Origin of the sequence: Pontivivens ytuae, assembly GCF_015679265.1 — a bacterium.
GTDB classification, from domain to species: Bacteria; Pseudomonadota; Alphaproteobacteria; order Rhodobacterales; family Rhodobacteraceae; genus Pontivivens; species Pontivivens ytuae.
Genome location: NZ_CP064942.1, coordinates 3,332,288 through 3,354,274 on the forward strand (window position 1 = coordinate 3,332,288; position 21,987 = coordinate 3,354,274).

Consider the following 21,987-nt stretch of genomic DNA (forward strand, 5'->3'; position numbering starts at 1 on the left):
GGCTGGACCGCTCCGGCCGCCGCCGCCATAGTCCCCGACATGAGTGACAAGACCGAGGTTCCGATCCGCGACGCGGCGACCGTTGTCCTGCTGCGCCGCACCGGCGACGGGCCGAAGGTGCTGATGGGCCAGCGCGGCGCGCACGCTGTCTTCATGCCGAACAAGTTCGTGTTTCCGGGTGGAGCGCTCGATGGAGCTGACACGCCCGACCTGCCCGTGGCGACCCGACTGAGCGCCGATGTGGAAAGCCGCCTTGCGGCCCACGCGCCGCCGGAGCTCGGCCCCCGCCTCGCCCTCGCCGCCGTCAGGGAACTGTTCGAGGAGACCGGCCTCGCGCTCGGCCGTCCGGGGCAGGGGAGCGGGCCGCCCGAGTGGCAGGACTTCTACGGTCGGGGGCTCGCCCCGCATCTCGACGCGCTCGACTTCATCTTTCGTGCCGTGACCCCTGCGGGGCGGCCCCGCCGCTTCGACGCGCGCTTCTTCCTCGTGGATGCGGGGGAGATCGCGGGCGACCCCGATGATTTCTCCGGGGCCTGCGACGAGCTCTCCCACCTCCACTGGGTCGGGCTGGGCGAGGCGCGGGCGCTGGAGCTGCCCTTCATCACCGAGGTCGTGCTCGCCGAGGTCGCCGCGCGCATCGAACGGGGGCCGCGGCCCGTGCCCTTCTTCTCTCACGAGGGGGAGAGGTCGCATTTCCGCATGCTCTGAGCCTTGACACCGCGCGCGGGCCTAGTAGATAGGCGCTCTCAAGAACATCCGGGCTGAACATGGCCCGCAACGTGTAGCCGGGGCCGAGGGCCCTTCCGAGGAGATGGATCATGGCGAAGCCGACGACGATCAAGATCCGCCTGAACTCCACCGCGGGAACGGGCCATTTCTACGTCACGAAAAAGAACAGCCGGACGATGACCGAGAAGATGTCGGTCCGCAAATACGATCCGGTGGCGCGCAAGCACGTCGAGTACAAGGAAGGCAAGATCAAGTGATCTTCCCTTTCCGGGGGACAGAAGGGGCCGCACCATCGGGTGCGGCCTTTTTGTTTTGATCCTCCGGACGGCGACCCGGGACGACGTGCCCGGCGTCGAGGCGCTGCTGCAGCGCTCCTATCCGCGGCTGCTGAAGGCCGACTATGCGCCCTCGGTCCTGGTGACGGCGCTGCCGCTGATCTCCCGCGCGCAGCCGCGGCTGGTGGCCTGCGGGACCTACTACGTGATCGAGGATGAGGGGGCGGTGGTGGCCGCGGGCGGCTGGACCGCAGTGCCCCCGCAGGGCCACGGCCGGATCGAGGGCGTGGCCCACGTGCGCCACGTCGCGACCGACCCGGACCGCACGCGCGCCGGGCTCGGCCGGCATCTGATGGAGCATATCGTGGCTGCGGCCCGGGCGGCGGGTCATACCCGTATGGACTCGCAGTCGACGCTCACCGCGGTGCCCTTCTACCGTGCCATGGGCTTCACCGAGATCGGTCCGATCGAGATCGAACTGCGCCCCGGCATCGTCTTCCCCGCCATGGCGATGACGCGGCGGATCTGAGCCTCCGAACGTCTCTCTTCGGCGCTGCTTCTGTGTAGCCGCGCTATGCCGCACAAAAAAGGGCCGGAGGTTTCCCTCCGGCCCCGGTCTCGGTTCAGGCCCCGATCACTCGCGATTGCCGAGGAACTGGAGCAGGAACATGAACAGGTTGATGAAGTTCAGGTACAGGCTCAGCGCGCCGAGGATCGCCGACTTCTCCAGCCATGCCGCACCGCCGGGCTGACCCACGGCCATCAGGTACTCGTTCTTCAGCCGCTGCGTATCGTATGCGGTCAGGCCCGCGAAGATCAGAACGCCAATCACGGAGATCGCGAAGGCCATCGCGCTCGACGCGAGGAAGATGTTCACGATCGACGCGACGATCAGGCCGATCAGACCCATGATCAGAAAGGCGCCCATGCCGCTGAGATCACGCTTGGTCGTGTATCCCCACAGCGACAGGCCCGCGAAGGCGATCGCCGTGACGAAGAAGGTCTGCGCGATGCTCATGCCGGTGAAGGCCATGAAGATCCAGGAGATCGACATGCCCATAACGGCCGCGAACACGTAGAACAGCGCCTGTGCAGCACCGGCCGATAGCTTGTTGATGCCGAAGCTCAGCACCAGAACGAAGGCCAGCGGCGCGAACATCACGGCCCAGCCGAGCAGGTTGGGCTGAAGCGTCGCCGGATCGCGAAGGATCGAGAACAGCGCGTCGCTGGTGCCGAAGGCCCATGCCACAGCGCCGGTCACGGCCAGACCCACGGACATCAGGCCGTAGATCTTGTTCATGTGGGCGCGCAGGCCGGCGTCGATTTCCGCCGTGCGCACACCGGCTGCGGTCTGCTGCCGGAGGATATCGGATTGTGCCATCGAAAACTCCCTTGATGTTGGCATCGGGCTCGTTCCTGAGCCTTTCCGTCATAATATCGGCGAGAGACCCTTCCCTTTCAAGAAGAACCGCCGCGCGCTTAGTCCCGCGACCGAAGGACGCGGGCAGGCCGGGCGGCGAGCGGGGGCCAAGCGAAGGCGAGACCGGCCAGAAGGCTCGCGAGCGCACCCCCGATCACGATGGCGAAGGCGGAGACCGGCTCGAACGCGTAGGGCGCATCCATGACGAAGGTCATCACCGCCCAGCCGCCCAATGCCCCTGCCAGGATGGCCACGAGCCCTGCCGCCGCGCCCAGAATCGCGGAGCGCAGGGCGAAGCTCGCGAGGATCCGGGCGCGTGCCGCCCCCAGCGTCTTGAGCACTGCGGCTTCGAACACCCGGCGCCGGGTGCCCGCCGCGGCCGCGCCGATCAGCACCACAAAACCGGTAACAAGTGTTGCCGCCGCGCCATAGGATGTGGCCGCCGCGAGCCCGCTCAGTGCCTCGCTCACCCGGTCGATCGCGTCGCGCACGCCGATGGCGGTGATGTTGGGGAACTCCCCGGCGAGGGTGCGCAACAGCCGCCCCTCCGCCGCTTCCTCGGCATACAGGGTCGCGATGTGGGTGTGCGGTGCGCCGGCCAGCGCGCCCTCGTTCATCGCCATGATGAAGTTGATGCCCGCATTGCCGAACTCCACGACGCGGAAGTTCGCGATCTCCGCCTCGATGTCGCGGCCGAGGATGTTGACGGTGATGCTGTCACCGATGCTCAAGCCGAGCTCCGCCCCTTCCTCCGCCGCGAAGCTGACGAGGGGCGGGCCGGAATAGTCCTCGGGCCACCATTCGCCCGCGGTCAGCACGGCGTCTTCCGGCTGAGCTTGCGAGTAGGTGACGCCACGGTCGCCGTTCAGCGTCCAGTGATCGCCCGCGACCTGGCGCGCGTTCTGGCCGTTGATCTCCGTGATGATGCCGCGGAGCATCGGGGCGGTGTCGATCCGCTCGACCCCCTCGTCGGCATAGGCCCGCTCCAGGAAGGTCGGGAGCTGGTCGTTCTGGATATCGACGAAGAAGTAGGCGGGCGCGATCTCCGGTAGGTCCTGCGCGATGGCGTTGCGCGTGTTCGATTCGATCTGACCGACGGCGGCGAGCACGGTGAGGCCGAGGCCTAGTGACAAGACGACCGACGCCGTCTCGCCCCCCGGTCCGCCAACCGACCCGAGTGCCAGGCGCAGAGCAGGACGTCCCCGTGCGGCGCGGGAGCGGGCAAGGCTGCGGGTGATTGCGCGGACCACGCGCGCCATCATGGCGAGGATCACCAGCGCGCCCAGGATGCCGGAAGCTGCCCCCAGAGCCAGATTCCACACGCCCGAGAACCAGGCGGCGAGGCCGATCAGAAGGGCCAGCAGCGCTGCGATGCCGGCGAGGTAGACCGGCCGCGGCATGGTCTGCTCACCGCCCGTGATGTCGCGGAAGAGGCTTGCGGCGCGGATGTCCTGTGCGCGCGCGAGCGGCCAGATGATGAAGATGAGCGCGGTTAGGATGCCGTAGAGCGCGGCCTCCGCCAGCGGACCGGGATAGACGGTGAAGACAGCGGGGACTGGTAGCTGTGCCTCGATGATCGGGCCGAGCAGGATCGGGGCCAGCGCGCCCAACATCAGGCCGATGCCGACGCCCAGCAGTGTCAGCAGGCCGGTCTGGAACAGATATGTCAGGAAGATCGTGCGGCCCTCGGCGCCCAGCGTCTTGAGCGTCGCGATGGTGTCGGTTTTGGCCTCCAGGTACGAGCGGACAGCAGCGGAGACGCCGAGGCCCCCGACCGCGAGGCCCGAGAGACCGACGAGCACCAGGAACGCGCCGAGCCGCTCCACGAAACGTGCGACGCCCGGGGCGCCGTTGCGGCTGTCGCGCCAGCGCAGGCCGGCATCGGCGAAACGATCCTCGGCCGCGGCTTCAAGTGCGCCCAGATCGGTGCCGTCGGGCACGCGCAGGCGGTACTCGGTCTCGTAGAGCGTGCCGGGGGTGATGAGGCCCGAGCCCTCCAGCCCCTCCAGCGTCACGATGGTGCGGGGGCCGAGGCCGAAGCCTGCACCGGCGCCGTCGGGCTCACGGGTCAGGATCGCGCGCAGCTCGAAGTCCTGCGTGCCGAGGCGGAAGGTGTCACCCACCTCCAGCCCCAACCGTTCGGCGAGCACCGGCTGCATGACGGCGCCGGGCAGGTCGCGCGTCTCCAGCGCGTCTGAGAGGGGGATGGCGGGCTCCAGCTCGACCGCGCCGTAAAGCGGATAGAGATCGTCCACGCCGCGGACCTGGGTCAGGCCGCGATCCTCGCCGACCACGGCCATGGAGCGGAAGTCGACGGTTTCGCTGACTTCGGTGGCGACGCTGTCGAGCCAGGCGCGCTCTTCCTCCGTGGCGAAGCGATAGGTGAACTCGGCCTGCGCGTCGCCGCCGAGGAGCGCCGCGCCTTCCCGCGCCAGTCCGGCCTCGATCCCGGCCCGAACGGAGCCGACGGCTGCGATCGCACCGACGCCAAGCGCGAGGCAGAGCAGGAAGACGGTGAAGCCGCGCAGTCCGCCGCGCAGTTCCCGCCGGGCGATGCGCCAGGCGACGCTCATGACGTGCTCCAGGAAGCGGTTTCGACCTGCGGGTCGAGGATATTTCCATCAAGGAGGAAGATCATTCCGCCGCCTCCGCCAGCATGTCGAGGCGTCCGTCGCGCAGGCGGATCTGACGGTCGCAGCGGGCGGCGAGCTCCGGCGCGTGGGTCACGAGGACCAGCGTGGCACCATGCCGGTCGCGCAGGCCGAAAAGCACGTCCATGATCTGCTGCCCGGTCGGCCCGTCGAGATTGCCGGTGGGCTCGTCCGCCAGCAGGATTTCGGGCCGCGGCGCGGCCGCACGGGCCAGCGCCACCCGTTGCTGCTCACCGCCCGACATCTGGGAGGGGTAGTGGTCCATCCGGTGGCCGAGACCCACGGCCTCCAACTCCTCCGCCGCACGGTCGAAGGCGTCGCTGCGTCCGGCAAGCTCGAGCGGGGTTGCCACATTCTCCAGCGCGGTCATGGTGGGGATCAGGTGGAAGGACTGGAAGACGACCCCCATATGATCGCGACGAAAGCGGGCCAGTGCGTCCTCGCCCATCGCCGTGAGGTCGTGGCCCAGAGCCCGGACCTCGCCGCCGGTGGCGCGCTCCAGCCCGCCCAAGAGCATGAGGAGAGACGACTTGCCTGATCCGCTCGGCCCCGTGAGCCCCACCGTTTCGCCGCGCGCGACCTCCATCGAGATGCCGTGCAGGATGTCCACCCGCCCGGCATTGCCGTCGAGCGACAGCTGCGCGTCGTGGAGGGTGAGGACCGGATCGCTCATCAGTAGGCTCCTTCGTGGCGTATCAGGCGCATATGGGCGTGCTGGCGCGTTGTGCAATGCAGCGCTGATCACTTTCGTGACCGTCGGTTCCGTTACGGCGCAGGAGGCCGAGGGGATCACCGTCGCGGCCCTCGGCGACAGCCTCACGCAAGGATACGGCCTGCCGCCAGAGGACGGTTTCGTGCCGCAACTGGAGGCCTGGCTGCAGGGGCAGGGCGCCGCCGTCGAGGTGCTGAACGCCGGGGTGTCCGGCGACACGACGGCCGGCGGGCTCAGCCGGATCGGCTGGACGCTGACGCCGGACGTGGACGCGGTGATCGTGGCGCTGGGCGGCAACGACCTGTTGCGCGGGATCGATCCTGCGGCCTCCCGCGCCAATCTCGACGGCATCCTGTCGACCGCGACGGAGCAGGGGCTGCCCGTGCTCCTTGTCGGGATGGAGGCGCCGGGGAATTACGGTCCGGACTACAAGCAGGCCTTCGATGCGATGTATCCGGAGCTCGCCGAGCAGTACGACACGCTCTACGCTGACAGCTTCTTCGAGGGGTTCGATCTGGAGGAGACGGATATTTCCGCGGCACAAGCCTACATGCAGGCCGACGGCATCCATCCGAACGCGGAGGGTGTGGCTCTGATCGTTCAGGCGCTGGGGCCGCAGGTCCTCGACCTGGTCGAACGGGTGGAGTGATGCGCCTCTTCGTCGCGATCCCGGTGGAGGGCGCGGCGCGCGCCGAGATGGAGCGCTTTGCCGAGGGGCTGGAGGGCCGCGTGGTCGATCCCGATCACTGGCACATCACCCTCGCCTTTCTCGACGATCAGCCCGAGGAGGTTGCGGAGGAGGTCGCGCTGACGCTCGGCGCCATCGAGGTCTTCCCGTTCATCTGGCGGGTGAGCGGCGCCGGGGTCTTCGGCGGCAACCAGCCGCGCAACGTCCACGCGGCGATCGATCCGTCTGAGCAACTGGTCGGTCTGCGGGATCGGGTGCGGCGGGCGGTGCGGCAGTCGGGCGTCACGCTGCGGCAGGAACGGTTCGTGCCGCATGTGACGCTCGCCCGCTTCAATGCGCGGCTGCCGGGGGTCGGGCTCGACCGGTGGCTGGCGCAGCGCGCGGCGGTCTCGCTCGGCCCGTTTCCGGCCGAGCGCTTCGTGCTCTATTCCTCCGAGCTCACGCCGGAGGGTCCGGTCTACTCGGAGCTGGTCGAGTACCCCTTGGCCCTCGACCACACCATTCTCTAGCTCAGTCCCAGAACGGGCGGCGTGCTTCGCGCAGGGCCTCGCCTTCGGTCAGGCCGAGGTCGCGCAGCATGTGATCGTCGAGCTTGGCGAGCTGTGCGCGGGTCCGCATCGTGACGAGGCGGGCGGCGATCCGGTCGACTATCGAGGTGCCGGTGCGGGCGTGGGGCAGGGTGGCGGTGGTAAACATCATGGGCTCCTTAAGCATTCGCATTTCTGATCTGGCGGCGGCCTTTCATCAGTGTGTGCGATCTATATGAGGGCTTGACGTCCGTAACTCAAATGAATGAATGTGAGGATATCAATCACGGGAGGTGATGATGCCCCGCAATCTCGACATGACCGCCCTCCGGTCCTTCGTCACCGTCGCCGAATGCGGCGGGGTGACGCGTGCGGCCGGGCAACTGCATCTCACGCAGTCCGCCGTTTCCATGCAGATCAAACGGTTGGAGGAGGCGCTGGGTCAGCCGCTCCTCGACCGGACCGGGCGCGGTGTGACGCTCACCGCGCAGGGCGAGCAGCTTCTGGGCTACGGCCGGCGCATTCTGCGGCTCAATGACGAGGTGTGGAGCCGGATGACCGACCACGCCTATGAGGGCGAGATCGTCTTCGGCGTGCCGCACGACATCGTCTATCCCTACGTGCCGCAGATCCTGCAGCGCTTCGCCGTGGACTATCCGCGGGTGAAGGTGCAGCTCATCTCCTCCTACACGCGCGGGCTGAAGGCGCAGATGGAGCGGGGCGAGGTCGACCTGATCCTCACGACGGAGGAGAAGGTGGATGCGGGCGGTGAGACGCTGGCCTCCCACACGCTCGACTGGGTCGGTGCGCCGGGTGGGCAGGCGTGGAAGCAGCGGCCGCTGAAGCTCGCCTTCGAATATGCCTGCATCTTCCGCGCCGGCGTGCAGGCCGCGCTCGACAAGGCCGACATCCCCTGGGAGATGGTGGTGGAGAGCGACTCGACCCGGACCATCGAGGCGAGCGTCTCCGCCGATCTGGCCGTGCACGCCGTCGTGTCCGGTTCGACCCCGCCCTACATGGAGACGATCCGGCATGGCGGCGCGCTGCCGCAGCTGCCGGCGATCAACATCAACATGTACGTGGCGCCGGGCGCGAACGCGGATCTCGCAGGCCGTCTCGCACGGGCGGTGCGCGGCGCCTATTCGAAGCCGCAAGCGGTGGCGGCGGAGTAGCACCGGCCCCGGATCGGTTCCGGGGCGGTCTTTCCTGTTTGGAACCGTCCCGGCCCCGAGCCGGGACCTTACCTATCACTGCGGCAACGCTTCTTCCGAGTAACCGGCAGCGAACTCGGCGCTCGGCGGAATGGGCGTGATCACGTCGATCAGCACGCCGTCTGGCCCTTGCAGGATAAAGTGGCGCTGCCCGAACGCCTCGCTGCGCAGCGGCAGCAGGACGGGTGCTGCCCCTTGCAGCCGGTCATACTCCGCATCCACGTCCGGCACTTCGAAGTTCAGCAGGATCCCATCCGCAACCCGCCCGCGCGCGGGCTCCGGGATCGTGCCGTGCCCGGCCTCCAGAAGCGCGAGACTCAGCGTGGGCATACGCTCCGATTGCAAGTGGACGTACCAATCGGCCTCGAAAGTCGGGCGGAAGCCGAAATGATCGCGGTAGAAGGCGGCCGTGCCCGCCACGTCGCGGGTCTGGAGCACGGTATAGGCGGAGGTGGTCTTCATGGTGGAAAGCTCCGAATGAAACATGCAGACTATATGTATCTAGATACAAACAAACAGAATGTATGTAAATGAGCGATCGCATTCCCAACGACGTCCGGACCAGCCGCATGCGCGCCGCGCTGATGGATGCCGCCCGAAACCTCTTTCTGGAGCAGGGGTTTGCGAAGACCTCGACCCCTCAGATCGTGAAGGCAGCGGGCGTGACGCGCGGCGCGCTCTACCACCACTTCGCTGACAAGACGGCGCTCTTCCTCGGCGTGCTGGAGCGGGAGGCGGAGAACGTAGCGCTTCGGATCGACGGTGCGATTCGGCCCGACACCACCCCGCTCGACGCCCTGCGCGACGGTGCGGGCGCCTATATTTCTGCGATGTCGGTGCGGGGTCGCACCCGCCTGATGCTCATCGAGGCCCCGGCCGTGCTGGGCGCCGAGCCCGCGGCCCGCATCGACGAGGATCACGCCCGCGCCGCCCTGCGCGAGGGCCTCGAGGCGGCCCGGAAGGCCGGTCAGATCGGAGATCTTCCGCTCGACGCCCTCACGGCCGTGCTCAGTGCCGCTTTCGATGGCGCCGCGCTCGCGGTTGCGGACGGCGTCCCTCAGAAGGACGCCACCACGGCAATCGTCGCGGTGATCGACGGCCTCAGATCGTGACCACGACCTTGCCGGTGGCCTTGCGTGTGGTCAGAAGCTCCAGCGCCTCGGTCGCGCGCTCCAGCGGCACCTCGTGGCTCACATGGGGCTTCAGCTTGCCCTCCAGATACCAGGTGAAGAGCTGCTGGAAGCTCTCGACCAGCACCTGCGGCTTGAAGCGGGAATACGCGCCCCAGTAGAAGCCGTGCACCGTCAGGTTCTTCACCAGCAGGATGTTCGCCGGGATCTGAGGGATGTCGCCGGAGGCAAAGCCCAGCGGTAGCAGGCGCGCCTCCGGATTGCAGGCGCGCAGCGCGGCCTCGAACTGCGCCCCGCCGACCGGATCGTAGACCACGTCCGCGCCGCCGAGCGCCTTCACCGCCTCGCGGATATCCGCGCTCTCGCTGTCGAGCAGGTGGTCGGCGCCTGCCTCCTTAGCTGCCTCCAGCTTCGCCGCACCGCGCGCGCAGGCGATCACGTTCGCGCCCATCAGCTTGCCGATTTCGACCGCCGTCAGGCCCACGCCACCGGCCGCGCCCAGCACCAGAAGGTTCTCGCCTTCCTTGAGCCGCGCCCGGTAGTTCAGGCCCACATGGCTGGTGCCGTAGGCGATCAGGAAGGCCGCGACATGCGCATCGGGCATGTTGTCCGGCACCGGCACGCAGGAGGCCGCGGGCGCCACCGCCACCTCGGCGAAGCCGCCGTTGCCGCAGAGGGCGGCGACGCGCATCCCCTTCTTGAGATGCTTCACACCCTCGCCGACCGCCTCGATCGTGCCGCAGATCTCCATGCCCGGCGCGAAGGGAAGCTCCGGCTTTTCCTGGTACTTGCCATGCACCATCAGCGTGTCGGCGAAGTTCACGCCGCAGGCCGCGACCGCGATCGCCACCTCGCCCGTGCCGGGCTGCGGCGCCTCGACCTCGTCCAGTTGCAGCGTTCCGTCCAGTTGATGGACACGCATGGCGCGCATGGCTAGCCTCCCGATCAGCGATTGTTTTGAGACCAAGGTGGGGGACTTGCCGCGTGGTGGAAAGCCCGGACGCAACGTCAGCCGAAAAAGTGCGCGCCTCCTTCGCCAGCCAGGCCGTGGCCTGCGAGCGGCTGGGCAGCCCGCTGACGGCGCAGATCTGCCGGGTGGCACCCGCGGCGCTGGAGGTCGGCGGCCCGCTCGCCGCCGCGATCCTTGGCTGGAAGGGGGATCCGGTGGCCGATGCGCTGGCGCTGCGGCTCTGCGGCGCGCTCCACGCCCTGTCGTGGGAGGATGCGGACCTCGCCGCCGTCTATCCGCCTGCGAAGGTCGACGACGCGCGGATGGAGGCGGTGCTGCGCGACGTGTTCCAGCGCCGCTCCGTCTGGCTCTTCCCCTGGCTCAACTCCGCGCCCCAGACCAACGAGGTCAACCGCTCCGCCGTTCTGATCGGTGGGTTGCTGCATGTCGCGGCGCGCGACCCGCGACCCATCGAGCTGCTGGAGCTGGGGGCGAGCGGCGGACTCAACCAGGTGCCCGACCTCTACCGCTATCGCCTCGGCGGCAGCTTGCGTTGGGGGGAGCCGTCGGCGCCGGTGGCGCTAGACAGCCAGTGGCGCGGTGCGGTCCCGCCGATGGAGGCGCCGCTGAAGGTCGTCGCGCGGGAGGGCTGCGACATCGCGCCCATCGATGTGACCGATGCGGCGGCGCGGCGGCGGATGGAGGCCTATATCTGGCCCGACCAGACGGCCCGCCTAGTCCGCATCCGCGCCGCCCTCGAATTCGCGGCGCACAACCCGCCGAAGATCGCGCAGATGGGGGCCGCAGATTTCCTCGCCGACCGCCTCTCCCGCCCGCTGGCGGAGGATCGCCAGCGCGTCGTGATCCACTCGATCATGTGGCAATACATGCCCGCCGAGGAACAGGCCCGCGCCGAGGAGGCGATCCGGGCCGCTGGCACCACGGGCAACCTGAGCTGGCTGCGGCTTGAGCCCGACGAGGTCCGCGGGTCCGCCGCCGTCCAACTCACCACCTTCCCGGAGGGCGAGACGCAGGAGCTCGGCCGCGGCGACTTCCACGGCGCCTGGGCCGAGTGGCACGAAACGCCGAAGCTGGTGTAGCGCCCGCCCATGCCTATATCCGGGCTCACGAACCGCGGAGCCACGCCCATGTCCCATGCCCTCGCCAACCGCCGCATCCTGCGCCTGACCGGAGCGGATGTGCGCGACTTCCTGCAGAACCTCGTGACGAACGATCTGGGCGGCCTGAAGGACGGTCTGGTCTATGCAGCGCTCCTGACGCCGCAGGGCAAGTACCTCGCCGATTTCTTCCTGCTGGAGTGGGACGGCGCGATCCTGCTCGACGTGGACGGGGAACTCGCGCCCGGGCTGATGCAGCGCCTCAAGCTCTACAAGCTGCGCGCGGACGTCACGATCGAGGAGACGGATCTGACCGTCGCGGCATTGGCCGAGGCGGCGGAGGGCGCGCTGCCCGACCCGCGCGCGCCCGGCATGGGCTGGCGGCTCTATGGCGGGACCGATGGCCTCGACCGGGCCGAGTACGACCGCCGCCGCGTCGCCGAACTCGTGCCGGACACCGGGATCGAGTTGGTACCCAACGAAACCTACATCCTCGAGGCGGGGTTCGAGCGTCTCTCCGGCGTCGATTTCCGCAAGGGCTGCTATGTCGGGCAGGAGGTCACCGCCCGCATGAAGCACAAGACGGAGCTGAAAAAGGGCCTTGCCCGAGTCTCCGTCACCGGCGATGCCCCGCCGCCGGGCACCGCCATCGAGGCGAACGGCAAGGCCGCCGGGACGCTCTACACGGTCGCGGACGGACAGGGCCTCGCCCATCTTCGCTTCGACCGCGCGGGTGGGGAGATGACGGCGGGCGGCGCGACGGTAAAGCGGATCTGAGAGGCTCGACCGTCCCGGCCCCCGAGCCGGGAGCGCTCAGTACCTCTCAATGCGATCTGCGATCAAAGACCCCGTATCAAGTCCGGGGTGGTGCCACGCAGCCCCCTCAAAGCGCCCAGTTGCACGCCTCGGTCAACGGCTGCACGGCCGCGGCCAGCCCACTCGTGTCGAACACGGCGCGCAGCGGCTCACCGTCATAAGGCACTGTCTCGATCACCAGTTGCGGCCCCTCGGCGAGGCGCCGCAGCAGCGTGCCGCCCCAGTCCGGCGTGAACGTCGCCTCGCGGTCGTCGGACAGCACCCACTCCGCCTCCTCCGGCGCGCCGTCGCCGATGCGCAGGGTCACGGGCTGGGTCGCCTGCACGGCCCCCAGAAAGCTGTTCCACTGCACGAAGACCTCGGTCGTGTCGTTGCGGCAGCGGGCGACGAACCGGATCGGCGCGCCGAAGGCCGCGCGCCCCTCGCGCGCCGTCAGCGTCACCGTGACCAGCGGCATGCCGTTCAGCGGATCGGTTCCCTGCTCGACGACCCAATCCGACCGCCCCGCCGATATGCCGAAGGCCCCCGGCAACCGATCGTAGCAGTCGAGCCGGTCCAGCCGGCTCTCGATCCCCGCGCAGGCCGCGATGGCCCCTTCCAGGTCCTGCGCCACCGCACCGAGCGGCAGCAGGGCGAGGATCAGGGCGGCGCGCATCAATCGTTGCGGATGATGGAGGTGAAGCGGTCGAAGACCGGCTCGTTCGACGCGATGATCGAACCGCTCTCGATCACGCTCTGATCCGGCTCGATCGGCCCGACGAGGCCCCCCGCCTCCTTCACCAGGATGATCCCCGCCGCGATGTCCCATGCGTTCAGCGAGCGCTCCCAGTAGCCGTCGTAGCGGCCCGCCGCCACATAGGCGAGGTCGAGTGCTGCCGAGCCCCAGCGCCGCACGCCGGCGCAGCGCGGCATCAGGCGGCTGAGGTCCTGCAATGTCCCGGGCAGGTCACCCATGTTGCCGAAGGGCACGCCGGTCGCGAACAGCATCTCGATCATGTCGCGCCGCCCGCTCACCCGGATGCGCCGGTCGTTGAGCCAGGCGCCGCCGCCCTTCTCGGCCACGAACATCTCGTCCTTCGCCGGGTCGTAGACGACGCCCGCCACGATCTCCTTCTTGTGTTCCAGCGCGATGGAGATCGCCCAGTGCGGTAGGCCGTGGAGGAAGTTGGTGGTCCCATCCAGCGGATCGACGATCCAGCGGCGGGTGGGGTCGGAGCCCTTCACCTCCTCCGATTCCTCGCCGACCCAGCCGTAGTTGGGGCGCGCCTCCATCAGTTCTGTGCGGATGACCTCCTCCGCCTTGATGTCGGCGCGGCTCACGAAATCGCCCGCGCCCTTCATCGAGACCTGCAGGTTCTCCACCTCGCCGAAGTCGCGCACGAGGCCGCGCGCGGCTTTGCGCGCCGCCTTGATCATGACGTTTACGTTGGCGGATGCGACGGACATGGAAAGGCCTCTCGGGCTGGCGTTCGGACAGGCGAGCCACCTAGCCCCGTGACGCGCCCAATGCAAGCCCGCAGCGCCTGGAGAGGCTGGTCGGGTGCGCCGCCGGGAGCCGCGCCATGCAGAAGAGCGCCCGCAGCTCGATGTCGTTTGCGTCGTGCTTGATGTCCAATTCGTTACGCCAACTTCAAAGCGGTGTCATCATACTGACAAATAGAGACTTTCCTGCCCCGGAAGGCCTGTTTCGTTCTCAGTTCGGAGCTCAACCTATGGTAGAAAAGAGGGCCTTCAATTTGGAAGGCAAAGGTGTTCATTTAGGAGTGCGATACGATGTCTATCGATTTCAACGGGACTTCGGGCGACGATACCCTCATCGGCACGGCGGCGCGTGAATTCATCCGTGGTTTTGCCGGAAACGACCTCATTTCAGGCGATCTCGGGTTGGATACACTCGACGGCGGAAACGGGACTGACACGGTCAGCTTCGAATACACGTCCGCCGACGTCGACATCGATCTCGTGGCGGAACTCGCCACGTTCTTCAACGGCAATACCGAGGAGATCCGCAATTTCGAGAACGTCATCGGATCGGGCGGAGACAACCTGATCACCGGAGACAGCGGGGCGAACGACCTGCAAGGCGGGGCCGGAGACGACACGATCAGCGGTGGTCTCGGCCGCGATACCATGGATGGCGGCGACGGCATCGATACGATCGACTTCAGCTACACAAGCGCCGACGTCGACATCGATCTCGCGGCGGGTCTCGCCACGTTCTTCAATGGCGTGACGGAGGTCATCACCAACTTCGAGAACGCCATAGGCACGTCCGGCGACAATGAGATCACGGGGACGGACGGCGACAACATCCTCGACGGCAACGGCGGCGACGACACGCTGAACGGCGGGGCCGGGAACGATACGCTGATCGGAAGCGAGGACGGGTTCACGGAGTACAACGGTGGCTTCGGGATCGATACGATCGACTTCAGCGCCTCCACGTCAGACCTCATCGTCGATCTCGAGCTTGATGAGATTTTCCGATTGGAAGCCGACGGTCGGATGACGTCGATTGGCGACCCGGTTGGTAACTTCAACGTACTCACCGGAGCTGGTGACGATCTCATTCTGTCTCGCGACGACACCTTCATAGATGCGGGAGCGGGCAACGACTTCATCAACGGGGAGTTCGGCGGCAGCGACACCATGTTGGGCGGAAGCGGGGACGACATTCTCAGCAACCGCTTGGGAACCGGCAACGACTTCATGTTCGGTGGCTCGGGCAATGACGAGTTTCGCATCGCCGGTGAAGCTAACTTCGCCTTCGGCGAGGAGGGCAATGACACACTTCGTGGCGAGGACGACTTCTTCATCGGCGTCGACGCGTTGGATGGCGGAGATGGTGACGACGTGCTCTTCGGCGGTGGAGGCAACGACCTGCTGACCGGCGGAGAGGGCAGCGACACCTTCGAGTTCAACGACGCCAGTCATCGAGACACCGTCACTGATTTCACTGCTGGCGAGGATGTGCTCGTGTTCGACGTGGACAATCCGGCCGATTTCGAAATCGTTCAGTTCGACGGGTCCACGATCATAACGAACGAGACTGCGGTGCCGTTCGCCGACGAAGTCTCCGTCACCCTCCTAGGCTTCACCGGTACGCTGACCGCGGACGATCTCAGTTTCGTCTGAGATCGCCCAAAAGCAGGAGCGCGCCCGTCAGGCGCGCTCCACGTAGTCCATGGTCTCGGTGGAGACGACGATCTGCTCGCCGGTGCCCACGAAGGGCGGGACCATGACGCGGACGCCATTATCCAATGTCGCGGGCTTGAACGAGTTCGCGGCCGTCTGCCCCTTCACTACCGGCTCCGTGTCCTCGATGGTGCAGATCACCTTCTCGGGCAGGGTCGCGTTCAGCGCCTCGCTCTCGTAGTACTCGATCTGCACGGTCATGCCGTCCTGCAGGAATGGGCGGCGGTCGCCGAGGATGTCCGAGGGCAGTTCGATCTGCTCGAAGGTCTCCTGATCCATGAAGACGAGCATCCCGTCGGTCTCGTAGAGGAACTGCTGGTCCTTCTGCTCCAGCCGCACCCGCTCGACCTTGTCCGCCGAGCGGAAGCGCTCGTTGAGCTTGGAGCCGTTGCGCAGGTTCTTCAGCTCGACCTGGGCGAAGGCGCCGCCCTTGCCGGGCTTGACGTGGCTCACCTTCACCGCGGCCCAAAGGCCGCCATTGTGCTCCAGCACGTTGCCGGGGCGGATTTCGTTGCCGTTGATCTTGGCCATGTCGGGCGACCCTCATCCTTGCAGTTGCGTTCGCTTAGCAATGCGGGGGCGGAGGGGCAAGCGCGGGGCGGTTTCGGCCCCGTACGGCGGGACGCGCGTTTCATCGAACTGTCATCGTGATTGGCTTGAAACGTTACAATATCACAACGATCTGCCGGGGCAGGGAGGCGGTCGGTGCCGCAGTACCTGAACAAAACACAACAGAGAGTATCGTAACCATGAAAACGACCTTCGCAGCAGCGACGGCGATTGTGGCCCTGTGCGCCACAACGCCGCTCAGCGCGCAAGAGACCGGCAACGTCATCTTCTTCCATCCCGACGGGACCGGCGTGAACCATTGGCTCGCGGCCCGGATGCACACGGTGGGCCCGGACGGTGAGCTCAACTGGGACCGTCTACCTGCGATCGGCGTCTACACCGGCCACATGGCGGACCGGGTGACGGGCACGAGCCATGGCGGCGCGACCGTGCACGCCTACGGGATCAAGGTGCTCGCCGACAGCTATGGCCTCAACGGCACCGAGCCGCTGACCGCCGCCTCCGGCCGCCAGATGTCGGTGGCGCAGGAGGCGATCGAGGCGGGTAAGGCCGTCGCCCTCGTCCAGACCGGCCACATCGCCGAGCCCGGTACCGGCGTCTTCGTCGCCTCCAACGAGAGCCGTTCGAACACGCAGGAGATCGCGGCGGACGTGATCGAATCCGGCGCGCAGGTGATCCTCGCCGGCGGTGAGCGCTTCCTGCTGCCTGCAGGCATCGAAGGCCGCCACGGCCCCGGTGAGCGGGAGGACGGCGTAAACCTGATCGAGCGGGCGGAGGAGCTGGGCTACACCGTGGTCTATGACCGTGAGGAACTGCTGGCGCTCGACACCTCCACCGTGGACCGCGTGCTCGGCGTCTTCGCCCACAACCACACCTTCAACGATCAGGAGCGGGAGCGGAATCTCATCGAGGGGCTGCCTACTTACATGGAGGGCGCGCCGACCATCGGTGAGATGTCCCGCGTGGCGCTGGAGATCATCAGCCGCGACGAGGACGGCTTCTTCGCCGTGATCGAGGAAGAGGGCACCGACAACATCGCCAACAACATGAACGCCGCCGGCACGCTGGAAGCTCTGGGCCGCGCCGACGCAGCCGTGGGCGAGATCCTCGGCTTCATGGACGGGCGCGACGATACGCTTCTGGTGATGGCGGCGGACTCCGATGCGGGCGGCCTGCAGGTCGTGAACACCGATGAAGGCCCCGTGGAGGCGACGACCCGCGGCGGCGGCATCCTGCACGGCCAGCAGGGCGCGTTCGGCGATGCGTTCGAGACGGCGCCCGATGCCAACGGCAACACCCACCATTTCGGCATCGCCTGGGTCGGCTACAACGACGTGGCGGGCGGCATCCTGGTGCGGGCGGCCGGGCTCAACAGCGACCGGGTGGAGCCGCTGATGGACTCGACCGAGGTCTACAGCCTGATGCACGACACGCTGTTCGGCACGCCGGGCCAGTAACGCTCGCGGGGCCGTGGCTCGCCCGCGGCCCCGCTACTTCTGCGTTCAGGCGGCGTAGCTGCGCAGCAGGCTTTCGAGCACGCGTGGCGTCAGTGGTTTCATCAGCACGTCGCGGGCGCCGAGGGCGCGTGCGCGCTCCATCTCCGCCTCGGTCGCGCCGGCGGTGATCATGACGATCGGCGGCACCTTGCGGCGCAGGTTCTGCACCTTCTCCAACACCCAGAGGCCGTTGGTGTCCGGCATATGCATGTCCAGGAGCACGAGATCGAAGGCCTGGTTGCGCATCAGCTCCAGCGCCTGGTCGCCGCTCATCGCCTCGTCCACCTGGGCGCCGAGCGCGCGCATGTAGCTCGCGGCGACCATCAGGTTCGTCGGGATGTCGTCGACCACCAGAACGCGCAGGCCGTTGGCGACCGGGGCAGGGGCGGGCGCGCGGGGCGCCTCGGGCTCCAGCGCCTTCACGCCGAGGGTCAGGGTGAAGAGCGTGCCCTCGTTCTGCACGCTCTTGAACACGAGATCGCCGCCCATCATCCGGGCCAACTGGCGCGTGATGCTGAGCCCCAGCCCGCTGCCGCCATAGGAGCCCATGATCGTGTCGTCGGCCTGGTTGAAGGGGTCGAAGACCCGGCTCGCGGCATCCGACGACATGCCGATGCCGGTGTCCTGCACATCGACCACCAGCCTGGTCGGCTGGCCGGCCCGGTCGTCCCAGCGCATGGCGACGCGCACATGCCCCTCGGGCGTGAACTTGATGGCGTTCGACAGCAGGTTGTTCATGCACTGGCGGAAGCGCTGGGGATCGATCTCGATCGCCTCGGGAATGTCGGGATCGAAGTCGATGAGGAACTGGAGACCCTTGTCCTCGGCAATCGGCGACCACAGTCCCTCGACCCCCGCCAGCAGGTCGGAGGCGTCCTGCCGCGAGGGCGAGATCGGCATCCGGTCCGCTTCGAGCCGGGAAATGTCGAGGATGTCGTTGAGCATCTCGAGGAGCGTCGAGCCACTCTCCGAAATCGTCTCCACCTTGCGGCGCTGATCGGGGTCGAGCTCGGTCTGCTGCAGGATCTCGGCCATGCCGAGGATCGCGTTGAGCGGCGTGCGCACCTCGTGGCTGACGTTGGCAAGGAAGCTCGTCTTTGACTCGCTGGTGCGACGGGCATGATCCCGGGCGGCGCGCAGGCGGCCCAGCATGTCCTCGAAGAGGCTCATCGCGACGATGACCAGCACGGCAGAGAAGACGACCGCCATGCCGTGGCGCACCGCGACCGTGGCGACCGAGCCGGGGCTGTCCATCACCCGCTCCACCGGCAGGCGCATCAGGTCGACGATGGCGATGCCACCGACGAGGCCCACGGACAGCAGTGCGAGGATGATGATGCCCGACCGTTGGTAGAGCATCCCCGCGATGCAGATGAAGATCGGCAGGTAGCTGACGAAGCCGAACGCGACCCCCTCATCCGGGCTCAGCGACATCAGGAAGATCGTCACGAAGCTCAGCGCGAAGAAGACGTCGCGCACCAGTTCCAGCTTGAAGCCGAGGCGGAACAGGAGCGGAACGGCGAGATAAGCGAGCGAGGCGATCAGGACGTTGAGCACCATCGCCTGCGGCTGCCCGAGGGCAAAGACCAGCATGAGCGACAGCACGGAGGTGCTGATCGAGATCGTGATGGAGGCCAGAACGAGGATCCGGCGCGCGAAATCGGCGCGCCCGCTCTCATACCCCGAAGTCGTGTCAGCCTCTGCCAATGTCCGTCACACCCCTTATTCGACAACCGGAACGTCGTTTTCAATTGGGGCGGGAGTACGGCGACAAACGATCACTGCTGAGGCAACTTTGGGTTGTAGAGGCACCCGCCCTAGATGAGCCCCCCATCGATCAATCGGCGTGCGATGGACCGGAACACACCGGCCTCCGCGCTGTCGGGCCGCGCGGCGACGATGGGCGCGCCGCCATCGCCCGCCGTGCGGATCTCCATATTCAGCGGGATTTCGCCAAGAAAAGGTAAATCCAGCTTCGTTGCTTCGGCCCGGGCTCCTCCATGCCCGAAGATGTGGGTCTCTTCGCCGCATTTGGGGCATCTGAACGTAGACATGTTTTCGATCATGCCAAGTACCGGCGTCTTTGTCTTGTCGAACATGTCTAAGGCTTTACGGGCGTCGAGCAGCGCGATGTCCTGCGGGGTGCTCACGACGATGGCGCCCGTCAGGTCCGCCTTCTGCGCGAGCGTGAGCTGCACGTCGCCCGTGCCCGGCGGCAGATCGACGAGCAGCACGTCGAGTTCGCCCCACTGCACCTGGCCGAGGAACTGCTGCAGCGCGCCCATCAGCATCGGGCCGCGCCAAACCACGGCCTCCTCCTCCTTCAGCATGAAGCCGATGGACATGACCGTCACGCCGTGGGCGCGCAGCGGCAGGATGATCTTCCCGTCCGGAGAGGCCGGCCGCCCCGACACGCCCAGCATCCGCGGCTGGCTCGGCCCGTAGACATCCGCGTCGAGCAGGCCGACGCGCTTTCCCTCCGCCGCCAGCGCCACCGCGAGGTTCGAGGACACGGTGGATTTCCCCACGCCGCCCTTGCCGGAGGCGATCGCGATGATCCGCTTGACGCCCGCGACCGGCTGCGGCCCGGCCTGCGGCGTCGGGTGACGGCCGACCTTGAGGCTCGGCGGCGGCGTCTTCACCGCGCCGCCGGGCTGCGCCGAATGGGCCGTCAAGAGGACCGAGACCGTCTCCACCCCGTCGAGCGCCTTCACCGCTTCCTCTGCGGCTTTTCGCACGGGCTCGGCCTGCGCTGCCACGTCGGCGGGCATCTCGAGGATGAAGCGCACCGTCCCGCCCTCCACGTTCAGCGCGCGCACGCGATCGGCGGCGACGACATCGGAGGAACCGGCGGCATCGCGCACGGTGGACAGGGCCTGGAGGACGGTATCGCGGGTAGGGCTCATCGGATCTCACGGTCGGGAGTGACGGAAGGTTAAGGGCTTATGTCGGTTATCCACGGGGGCGGAGCAACCCCCATCCCCTTGTGTTTCCGGCTCTGGTGCCCTATGCCGCGTCCAACCGTAGAGCGGGGCGATGCCCCGTGCCGTGGGTCGGTTCCACGGGAACCGATCGATGCGATGGCGCAGCGCGCCAAGCCCTCACGGGCCTGACCCGAACATCGCCCAAGTTTTCCGGCAGCCCGGTTGCGCCCGGCCCGCCGACAGGCCGCGTCACGCGGCAACGGGATATTCCTTTGACGACCATGACATTTGCCGGCTTTGGCCTTGCCAAGCCGATCACCGACGCGCTCGCGCGGGCGGGCTTCGAGACGCCGACCCCGATCCAGGCGCAGGCCATCGGGCCACAGCTCGAGGGCCGCGACATCCTCGGCCTCGCGCAGACGGGCACCGGCAAGACGGCGGCCTTCGCACTGCCGATCCTGCACCATATCCTCGGCATGAAGGGCCGTCCGACGCCCGGCACCGCGCGTGCGCTGATCCTCGCGCCGACGCGGGAGCTCGCCGTGCAGATCCAGGATGAGTTCCGCCGCTTCGCCGGCGGGGCGCGCATCTCCACCTGCCTGGTGCTCGGCGGCACCTCGCGCGGCGGGCAGATCCGCATGCTCTCGCGCGGCGTGGACGTGCTGATCGCGACGCCGGGCCGGCTGACGGACCTCGTGGACGATCGCAAGGTGCGCCTCGACGAGGTGCGCTTCGTGGTGCTGGACGAGGCCGACCGGATGCTCGACATGGGCTTCGTGAAGCCGGTCAAGCGCATCGTCTCCATGTTGCACCCGCGGCGGCAGTCCGCGCTCTTCTCCGCCACCATGCCGTCCGAGATCTCGGGCCTCGTCGAGACCTTCCTCACCGATCCGGTGCGTGTCGAGGTCGCGCCCCAGTCCACGGTCGCGGGCAAGGTCGAGCAGTCGGTCGAACTGATGGACGGGCCGAAGAAGCGCGCCCGCCTCGCCGAGATCGTCAGTGGCCCGGGTGTCGAGCGCGCCATCGTCTTCGCCCGCACCAAGCGGGGCGCGGACCGTGTGGCAGCCAACCTCGTGAAGGACGGCGTGGCCGCCGACGCGATCCACGGCAACAAGGCGCAGAACGCGCGGCAGCGCGCTCTAGGGGCCTTCAAGCTCGGCAAAGTCCGGGTGCTGGTGGCCACCGACATCGCGGCGCGCGGCATCGACGTGAAGGGCATCACCCACGTGGTGAACTACGACCTGCCCGACGAGCCCGAGAACTACGTCCACCGCATCGGCCGAACCGCGCGGAACGGCGCGGATGGCGTGGCGGTGACGCTCTGTGCCCCGGATGAGGAGAAGAAGCTGCGCGCGGTCGAAAAGATCACCGGCGAGGTGCTCCACCCCGACGGCCCGGCGGCACACCGCCAGCCGCGCGGCCCGCGCAAGGCCGCGAACGGCGCCCCGCGCAAGGACGGCGAACAGGGCCGCCCCCGCCGGCGCCGCCGCCGCGGCCCGCCCCGCTCGAAGGCGGCCTGATCGGAAGCTGGGGCAGGCGGCTCGGACCGAGCCGCCTGTACCAAAAGGCCACGGAT

Annotated in this window: 23 protein-coding genes; 12 read left to right on the forward strand and 11 right to left on the reverse strand. The window is 67.7% G+C overall.

Annotated elements, in window-relative coordinates; all coding sequences use genetic code 11:
- The first annotated feature begins 39 nt into the window (after positions 1-39).
- From I0K15_RS16545 to I0K15_RS16555, 3 genes are all read left to right on the forward strand, one after another.
- Positions 40-708: an NUDIX hydrolase gene (locus I0K15_RS16545; protein ID WP_196102587.1), complete on the forward strand. Its 669-nt coding sequence runs from the start codon at positions 40-42 to the stop codon at positions 706-708.
- A 110-nt stretch (positions 709-818) separates the two neighbouring features.
- Positions 819-986 carry a 50S ribosomal protein L33 gene (gene rpmG / locus I0K15_RS16550; RefSeq protein ID WP_108782441.1) on the forward strand — a complete coding sequence of 56 codons (168 nt, stop codon included), beginning with the start codon at positions 819-821 and terminating at the stop codon, positions 984-986.
- Between the two features lie 85 nt (positions 987-1,071).
- Positions 1,072-1,533, forward strand: coding sequence for a GNAT family N-acetyltransferase (locus I0K15_RS16555; protein WP_230374163.1), 462 nt, complete (start codon positions 1,072-1,074; stop codon positions 1,531-1,533).
- A gap of 105 nt (positions 1,534-1,638) precedes the next feature.
- On the opposite strand, the gene I0K15_RS16560 is transcribed toward I0K15_RS16555, so the two are convergent.
- The 3 genes from I0K15_RS16560 to I0K15_RS16570 form a co-directional block, all read right to left on the reverse strand.
- Positions 1,639-2,385, reverse strand: coding sequence for a Bax inhibitor-1/YccA family protein (locus I0K15_RS16560; RefSeq protein ID WP_196102588.1), 747 nt, complete (start codon positions 2,383-2,385; stop codon positions 1,639-1,641).
- Between the two features lie 98 nt (positions 2,386-2,483).
- On the reverse strand, positions 2,484-4,997 hold the full coding sequence (locus I0K15_RS16565; RefSeq protein ID WP_196102589.1) for an ABC transporter permease: 2,514 nt from the start codon (positions 4,995-4,997) through the stop codon (positions 2,484-2,486).
- A gap of 61 nt (positions 4,998-5,058) precedes the next feature.
- Positions 5,059-5,748: an ABC transporter ATP-binding protein gene (locus I0K15_RS16570; protein WP_196102590.1), complete on the reverse strand. Its 690-nt coding sequence runs from the start codon at positions 5,746-5,748 to the stop codon at positions 5,059-5,061.
- Between the two features lie 76 nt (positions 5,749-5,824).
- Between I0K15_RS16570 and I0K15_RS16575 the strand changes: the two genes are divergently transcribed.
- Both I0K15_RS16575 and thpR read left to right on the forward strand, forming a co-directional pair.
- A complete protein-coding gene (locus I0K15_RS16575; RefSeq protein WP_422393988.1) occupies positions 5,825-6,436 on the forward strand; it encodes an arylesterase in 612 nt (203 codons plus the stop codon).
- The gene (gene thpR / locus I0K15_RS16580; protein WP_196102592.1) at positions 6,436-6,984 is read left to right on the forward strand and encodes an RNA 2',3'-cyclic phosphodiesterase; all 549 of its coding nucleotides are present in this window, start codon (positions 6,436-6,438) and stop codon (positions 6,982-6,984) included. The genes I0K15_RS16575 and thpR overlap by 1 nt, the downstream gene beginning before the upstream one ends.
- A gap of 1 nt (position 6,985) precedes the next feature.
- On the opposite strand, the gene I0K15_RS16585 is transcribed toward thpR, so the two are convergent.
- The gene (locus I0K15_RS16585) at positions 6,986-7,171 is read right to left on the reverse strand and encodes a DUF1127 domain-containing protein (protein WP_230374164.1); all 186 of its coding nucleotides are present in this window, start codon (positions 7,169-7,171) and stop codon (positions 6,986-6,988) included.
- A gap of 130 nt (positions 7,172-7,301) precedes the next feature.
- Here I0K15_RS16585 and I0K15_RS16590 point away from each other — a divergent pair, with 130 nt between their 5' ends.
- Positions 7,302-8,174 carry a LysR family transcriptional regulator gene (locus I0K15_RS16590; protein ID WP_196102594.1) on the forward strand — a complete coding sequence of 291 codons (873 nt, stop codon included), beginning with the start codon at positions 7,302-7,304 and terminating at the stop codon, positions 8,172-8,174.
- A gap of 75 nt (positions 8,175-8,249) precedes the next feature.
- Here the strand turns inward: I0K15_RS16590 and I0K15_RS16595 are convergent, their stop codons facing one another.
- Positions 8,250-8,675: a VOC family protein gene (locus I0K15_RS16595; RefSeq protein WP_196102595.1), complete on the reverse strand. Its 426-nt coding sequence runs from the start codon at positions 8,673-8,675 to the stop codon at positions 8,250-8,252.
- A 68-nt stretch (positions 8,676-8,743) separates the two neighbouring features.
- On the opposite strand from I0K15_RS16595, the gene I0K15_RS16600 reads away from it, so the two are divergent.
- The gene (locus I0K15_RS16600) at positions 8,744-9,325 is read left to right on the forward strand and encodes a TetR/AcrR family transcriptional regulator (protein WP_196102596.1); all 582 of its coding nucleotides are present in this window, start codon (positions 8,744-8,746) and stop codon (positions 9,323-9,325) included.
- Here the strand turns inward: I0K15_RS16600 and I0K15_RS16605 are convergent.
- On the reverse strand, positions 9,315-10,274 hold the full coding sequence (locus tag I0K15_RS16605; RefSeq protein WP_196102597.1) for an NADPH:quinone oxidoreductase family protein: 960 nt from the start codon (positions 10,272-10,274) through the stop codon (positions 9,315-9,317). The genes I0K15_RS16600 and I0K15_RS16605 overlap by 11 nt on opposite strands.
- Positions 10,275-10,363: 89 nt before the next feature.
- Here I0K15_RS16605 and I0K15_RS16610 point away from each other — a divergent pair, with 89 nt between their 5' ends.
- Positions 10,364-11,392: a DUF2332 domain-containing protein gene (locus tag I0K15_RS16610; RefSeq protein WP_196102598.1), complete on the forward strand. Its 1,029-nt coding sequence runs from the start codon at positions 10,364-10,366 to the stop codon at positions 11,390-11,392.
- 48 nt (positions 11,393-11,440) lie between these two features.
- On the forward strand, positions 11,441-12,187 hold the full coding sequence (gene ygfZ / locus I0K15_RS16615; RefSeq protein WP_196102599.1) for a CAF17-like 4Fe-4S cluster assembly/insertion protein YgfZ: 747 nt from the start codon (positions 11,441-11,443) through the stop codon (positions 12,185-12,187).
- Positions 12,188-12,293: 106 nt separating this feature from the next.
- Here ygfZ and I0K15_RS16620 read toward each other — a convergent pair whose 3' ends face one another.
- Together I0K15_RS16620 and I0K15_RS16625 are read right to left on the reverse strand one after the other, a co-directional pair.
- Complete coding sequence (locus I0K15_RS16620; RefSeq protein ID WP_196102600.1) at positions 12,294-12,881, reverse strand: type VI secretion system-associated protein TagO; 588 nt, start codon at positions 12,879-12,881, stop codon at positions 12,294-12,296.
- The gene (locus I0K15_RS16625) at positions 12,881-13,672 is read right to left on the reverse strand and encodes an inositol monophosphatase family protein (protein WP_196102601.1); all 792 of its coding nucleotides are present in this window, start codon (positions 13,670-13,672) and stop codon (positions 12,881-12,883) included. The genes I0K15_RS16620 and I0K15_RS16625 overlap by 1 nt, the downstream gene beginning before the upstream one ends.
- Before the next feature lie 327 nt (positions 13,673-13,999).
- On the opposite strand from I0K15_RS16625, the gene I0K15_RS16630 reads away from it, so the two are divergent.
- A complete protein-coding gene (locus tag I0K15_RS16630) occupies positions 14,000-15,361 on the forward strand; it encodes a calcium-binding protein (RefSeq protein WP_196102602.1) in 1,362 nt (453 codons plus the stop codon).
- Between the two features lie 27 nt (positions 15,362-15,388).
- Here I0K15_RS16630 and efp read toward each other — a convergent pair whose 3' ends face one another.
- Positions 15,389-15,952, reverse strand: coding sequence for an elongation factor P (efp, locus tag I0K15_RS16635; RefSeq protein WP_196102603.1), 564 nt, complete (start codon positions 15,950-15,952; stop codon positions 15,389-15,391).
- 218 nt (positions 15,953-16,170) lie between these two features.
- On the opposite strand from efp, the gene I0K15_RS16640 reads away from it, so the two are divergent.
- The gene (locus tag I0K15_RS16640; protein ID WP_196102604.1) at positions 16,171-17,448 is read left to right on the forward strand and encodes an alkaline phosphatase; all 1,278 of its coding nucleotides are present in this window, start codon (positions 16,171-16,173) and stop codon (positions 17,446-17,448) included.
- Between the two features lie 45 nt (positions 17,449-17,493).
- On the opposite strand, the gene I0K15_RS16645 is transcribed toward I0K15_RS16640, so the two are convergent.
- Together I0K15_RS16645 and I0K15_RS16650 are read right to left on the reverse strand one after the other, a co-directional pair.
- Positions 17,494-19,194 carry an ATP-binding protein gene (locus tag I0K15_RS16645; RefSeq protein WP_196102605.1) on the reverse strand — a complete coding sequence of 567 codons (1,701 nt, stop codon included), beginning with the start codon at positions 19,192-19,194 and terminating at the stop codon, positions 17,494-17,496.
- A gap of 110 nt (positions 19,195-19,304) precedes the next feature.
- Positions 19,305-20,393, reverse strand: a complete 1,089-nt coding sequence (locus I0K15_RS16650; protein ID WP_196102606.1) for an Mrp/NBP35 family ATP-binding protein — start codon at positions 20,391-20,393, stop codon at positions 19,305-19,307.
- A 299-nt stretch (positions 20,394-20,692) separates the two neighbouring features.
- Between I0K15_RS16650 and I0K15_RS16655 the strand changes: the two genes are divergently transcribed.
- On the forward strand, positions 20,693-21,931 hold the full coding sequence (locus I0K15_RS16655; protein ID WP_196105508.1) for a DEAD/DEAH box helicase: 1,239 nt from the start codon (positions 20,693-20,695) through the stop codon (positions 21,929-21,931).
- Positions 21,932-21,987 lie beyond the last annotated feature (56 nt).

Bases quoted from the DNA above. Each gene is read 5' to 3' on its own strand.
- I0K15_RS16625 (WP_196102601.1), bottom strand. From the start codon at position 13,672: ATGTCCGTCGCATCCGCCAACGTAAACGTCATGATCAAGGCGGCGCGC.
- thpR (WP_196102592.1), top strand. From the start codon at position 6,436: ATGCGCCTCTTCGTCGCGATCCCGGTGGAGGGCGCGGCGCGCGCCGAG.
- I0K15_RS16595 (WP_196102595.1), bottom strand. From the start codon at position 8,675: ATGAAGACCACCTCCGCCTATACCGTGCTCCAGACCCGCGACGTGGCG.
- I0K15_RS16630 (WP_196102602.1), top strand. From the start codon at position 14,000: ATGTCTATCGATTTCAACGGGACTTCGGGCGACGATACCCTCATCGGC.
- I0K15_RS16560 (WP_196102588.1), bottom strand. From the start codon at position 2,385: ATGGCACAATCCGATATCCTCCGGCAGCAGACCGCAGCCGGTGTGCGC.
- I0K15_RS16600 (WP_196102596.1), top strand. From the start codon at position 8,744: ATGAGCGATCGCATTCCCAACGACGTCCGGACCAGCCGCATGCGCGCC.
- I0K15_RS16565 (WP_196102589.1), bottom strand. From the start codon at position 4,997: ATGAGCGTCGCCTGGCGCATCGCCCGGCGGGAACTGCGCGGCGGACTG.
- I0K15_RS16570 (WP_196102590.1), bottom strand. From the start codon at position 5,748: ATGAGCGATCCGGTCCTCACCCTCCACGACGCGCAGCTGTCGCTCGAC.
- I0K15_RS16605 (WP_196102597.1), bottom strand. From the start codon at position 10,274: ATGCGCGCCATGCGTGTCCATCAACTGGACGGAACGCTGCAACTGGAC.
- ygfZ (WP_196102599.1), top strand. From the start codon at position 11,441: ATGTCCCATGCCCTCGCCAACCGCCGCATCCTGCGCCTGACCGGAGCG.
- I0K15_RS16655 (WP_196105508.1), top strand. From the start codon at position 20,693: ATGACATTTGCCGGCTTTGGCCTTGCCAAGCCGATCACCGACGCGCTC.
- I0K15_RS16590 (WP_196102594.1), top strand. From the start codon at position 7,302: ATGCCCCGCAATCTCGACATGACCGCCCTCCGGTCCTTCGTCACCGTC.
- I0K15_RS16640 (WP_196102604.1), top strand. From the start codon at position 16,171: ATGAAAACGACCTTCGCAGCAGCGACGGCGATTGTGGCCCTGTGCGCC.
- I0K15_RS16620 (WP_196102600.1), bottom strand. From the start codon at position 12,881: ATGCGCGCCGCCCTGATCCTCGCCCTGCTGCCGCTCGGTGCGGTGGCG.
- efp (WP_196102603.1), bottom strand. From the start codon at position 15,952: ATGGCCAAGATCAACGGCAACGAAATCCGCCCCGGCAACGTGCTGGAG.
- I0K15_RS16585 (WP_230374164.1), bottom strand. From the start codon at position 7,171: ATGTTTACCACCGCCACCCTGCCCCACGCCCGCACCGGCACCTCGATA.
- rpmG (WP_108782441.1), top strand. From the start codon at position 819: ATGGCGAAGCCGACGACGATCAAGATCCGCCTGAACTCCACCGCGGGA.
- I0K15_RS16545 (WP_196102587.1), top strand. From the start codon at position 40: ATGAGTGACAAGACCGAGGTTCCGATCCGCGACGCGGCGACCGTTGTC.
- I0K15_RS16650 (WP_196102606.1), bottom strand. From the start codon at position 20,393: ATGAGCCCTACCCGCGATACCGTCCTCCAGGCCCTGTCCACCGTGCGC.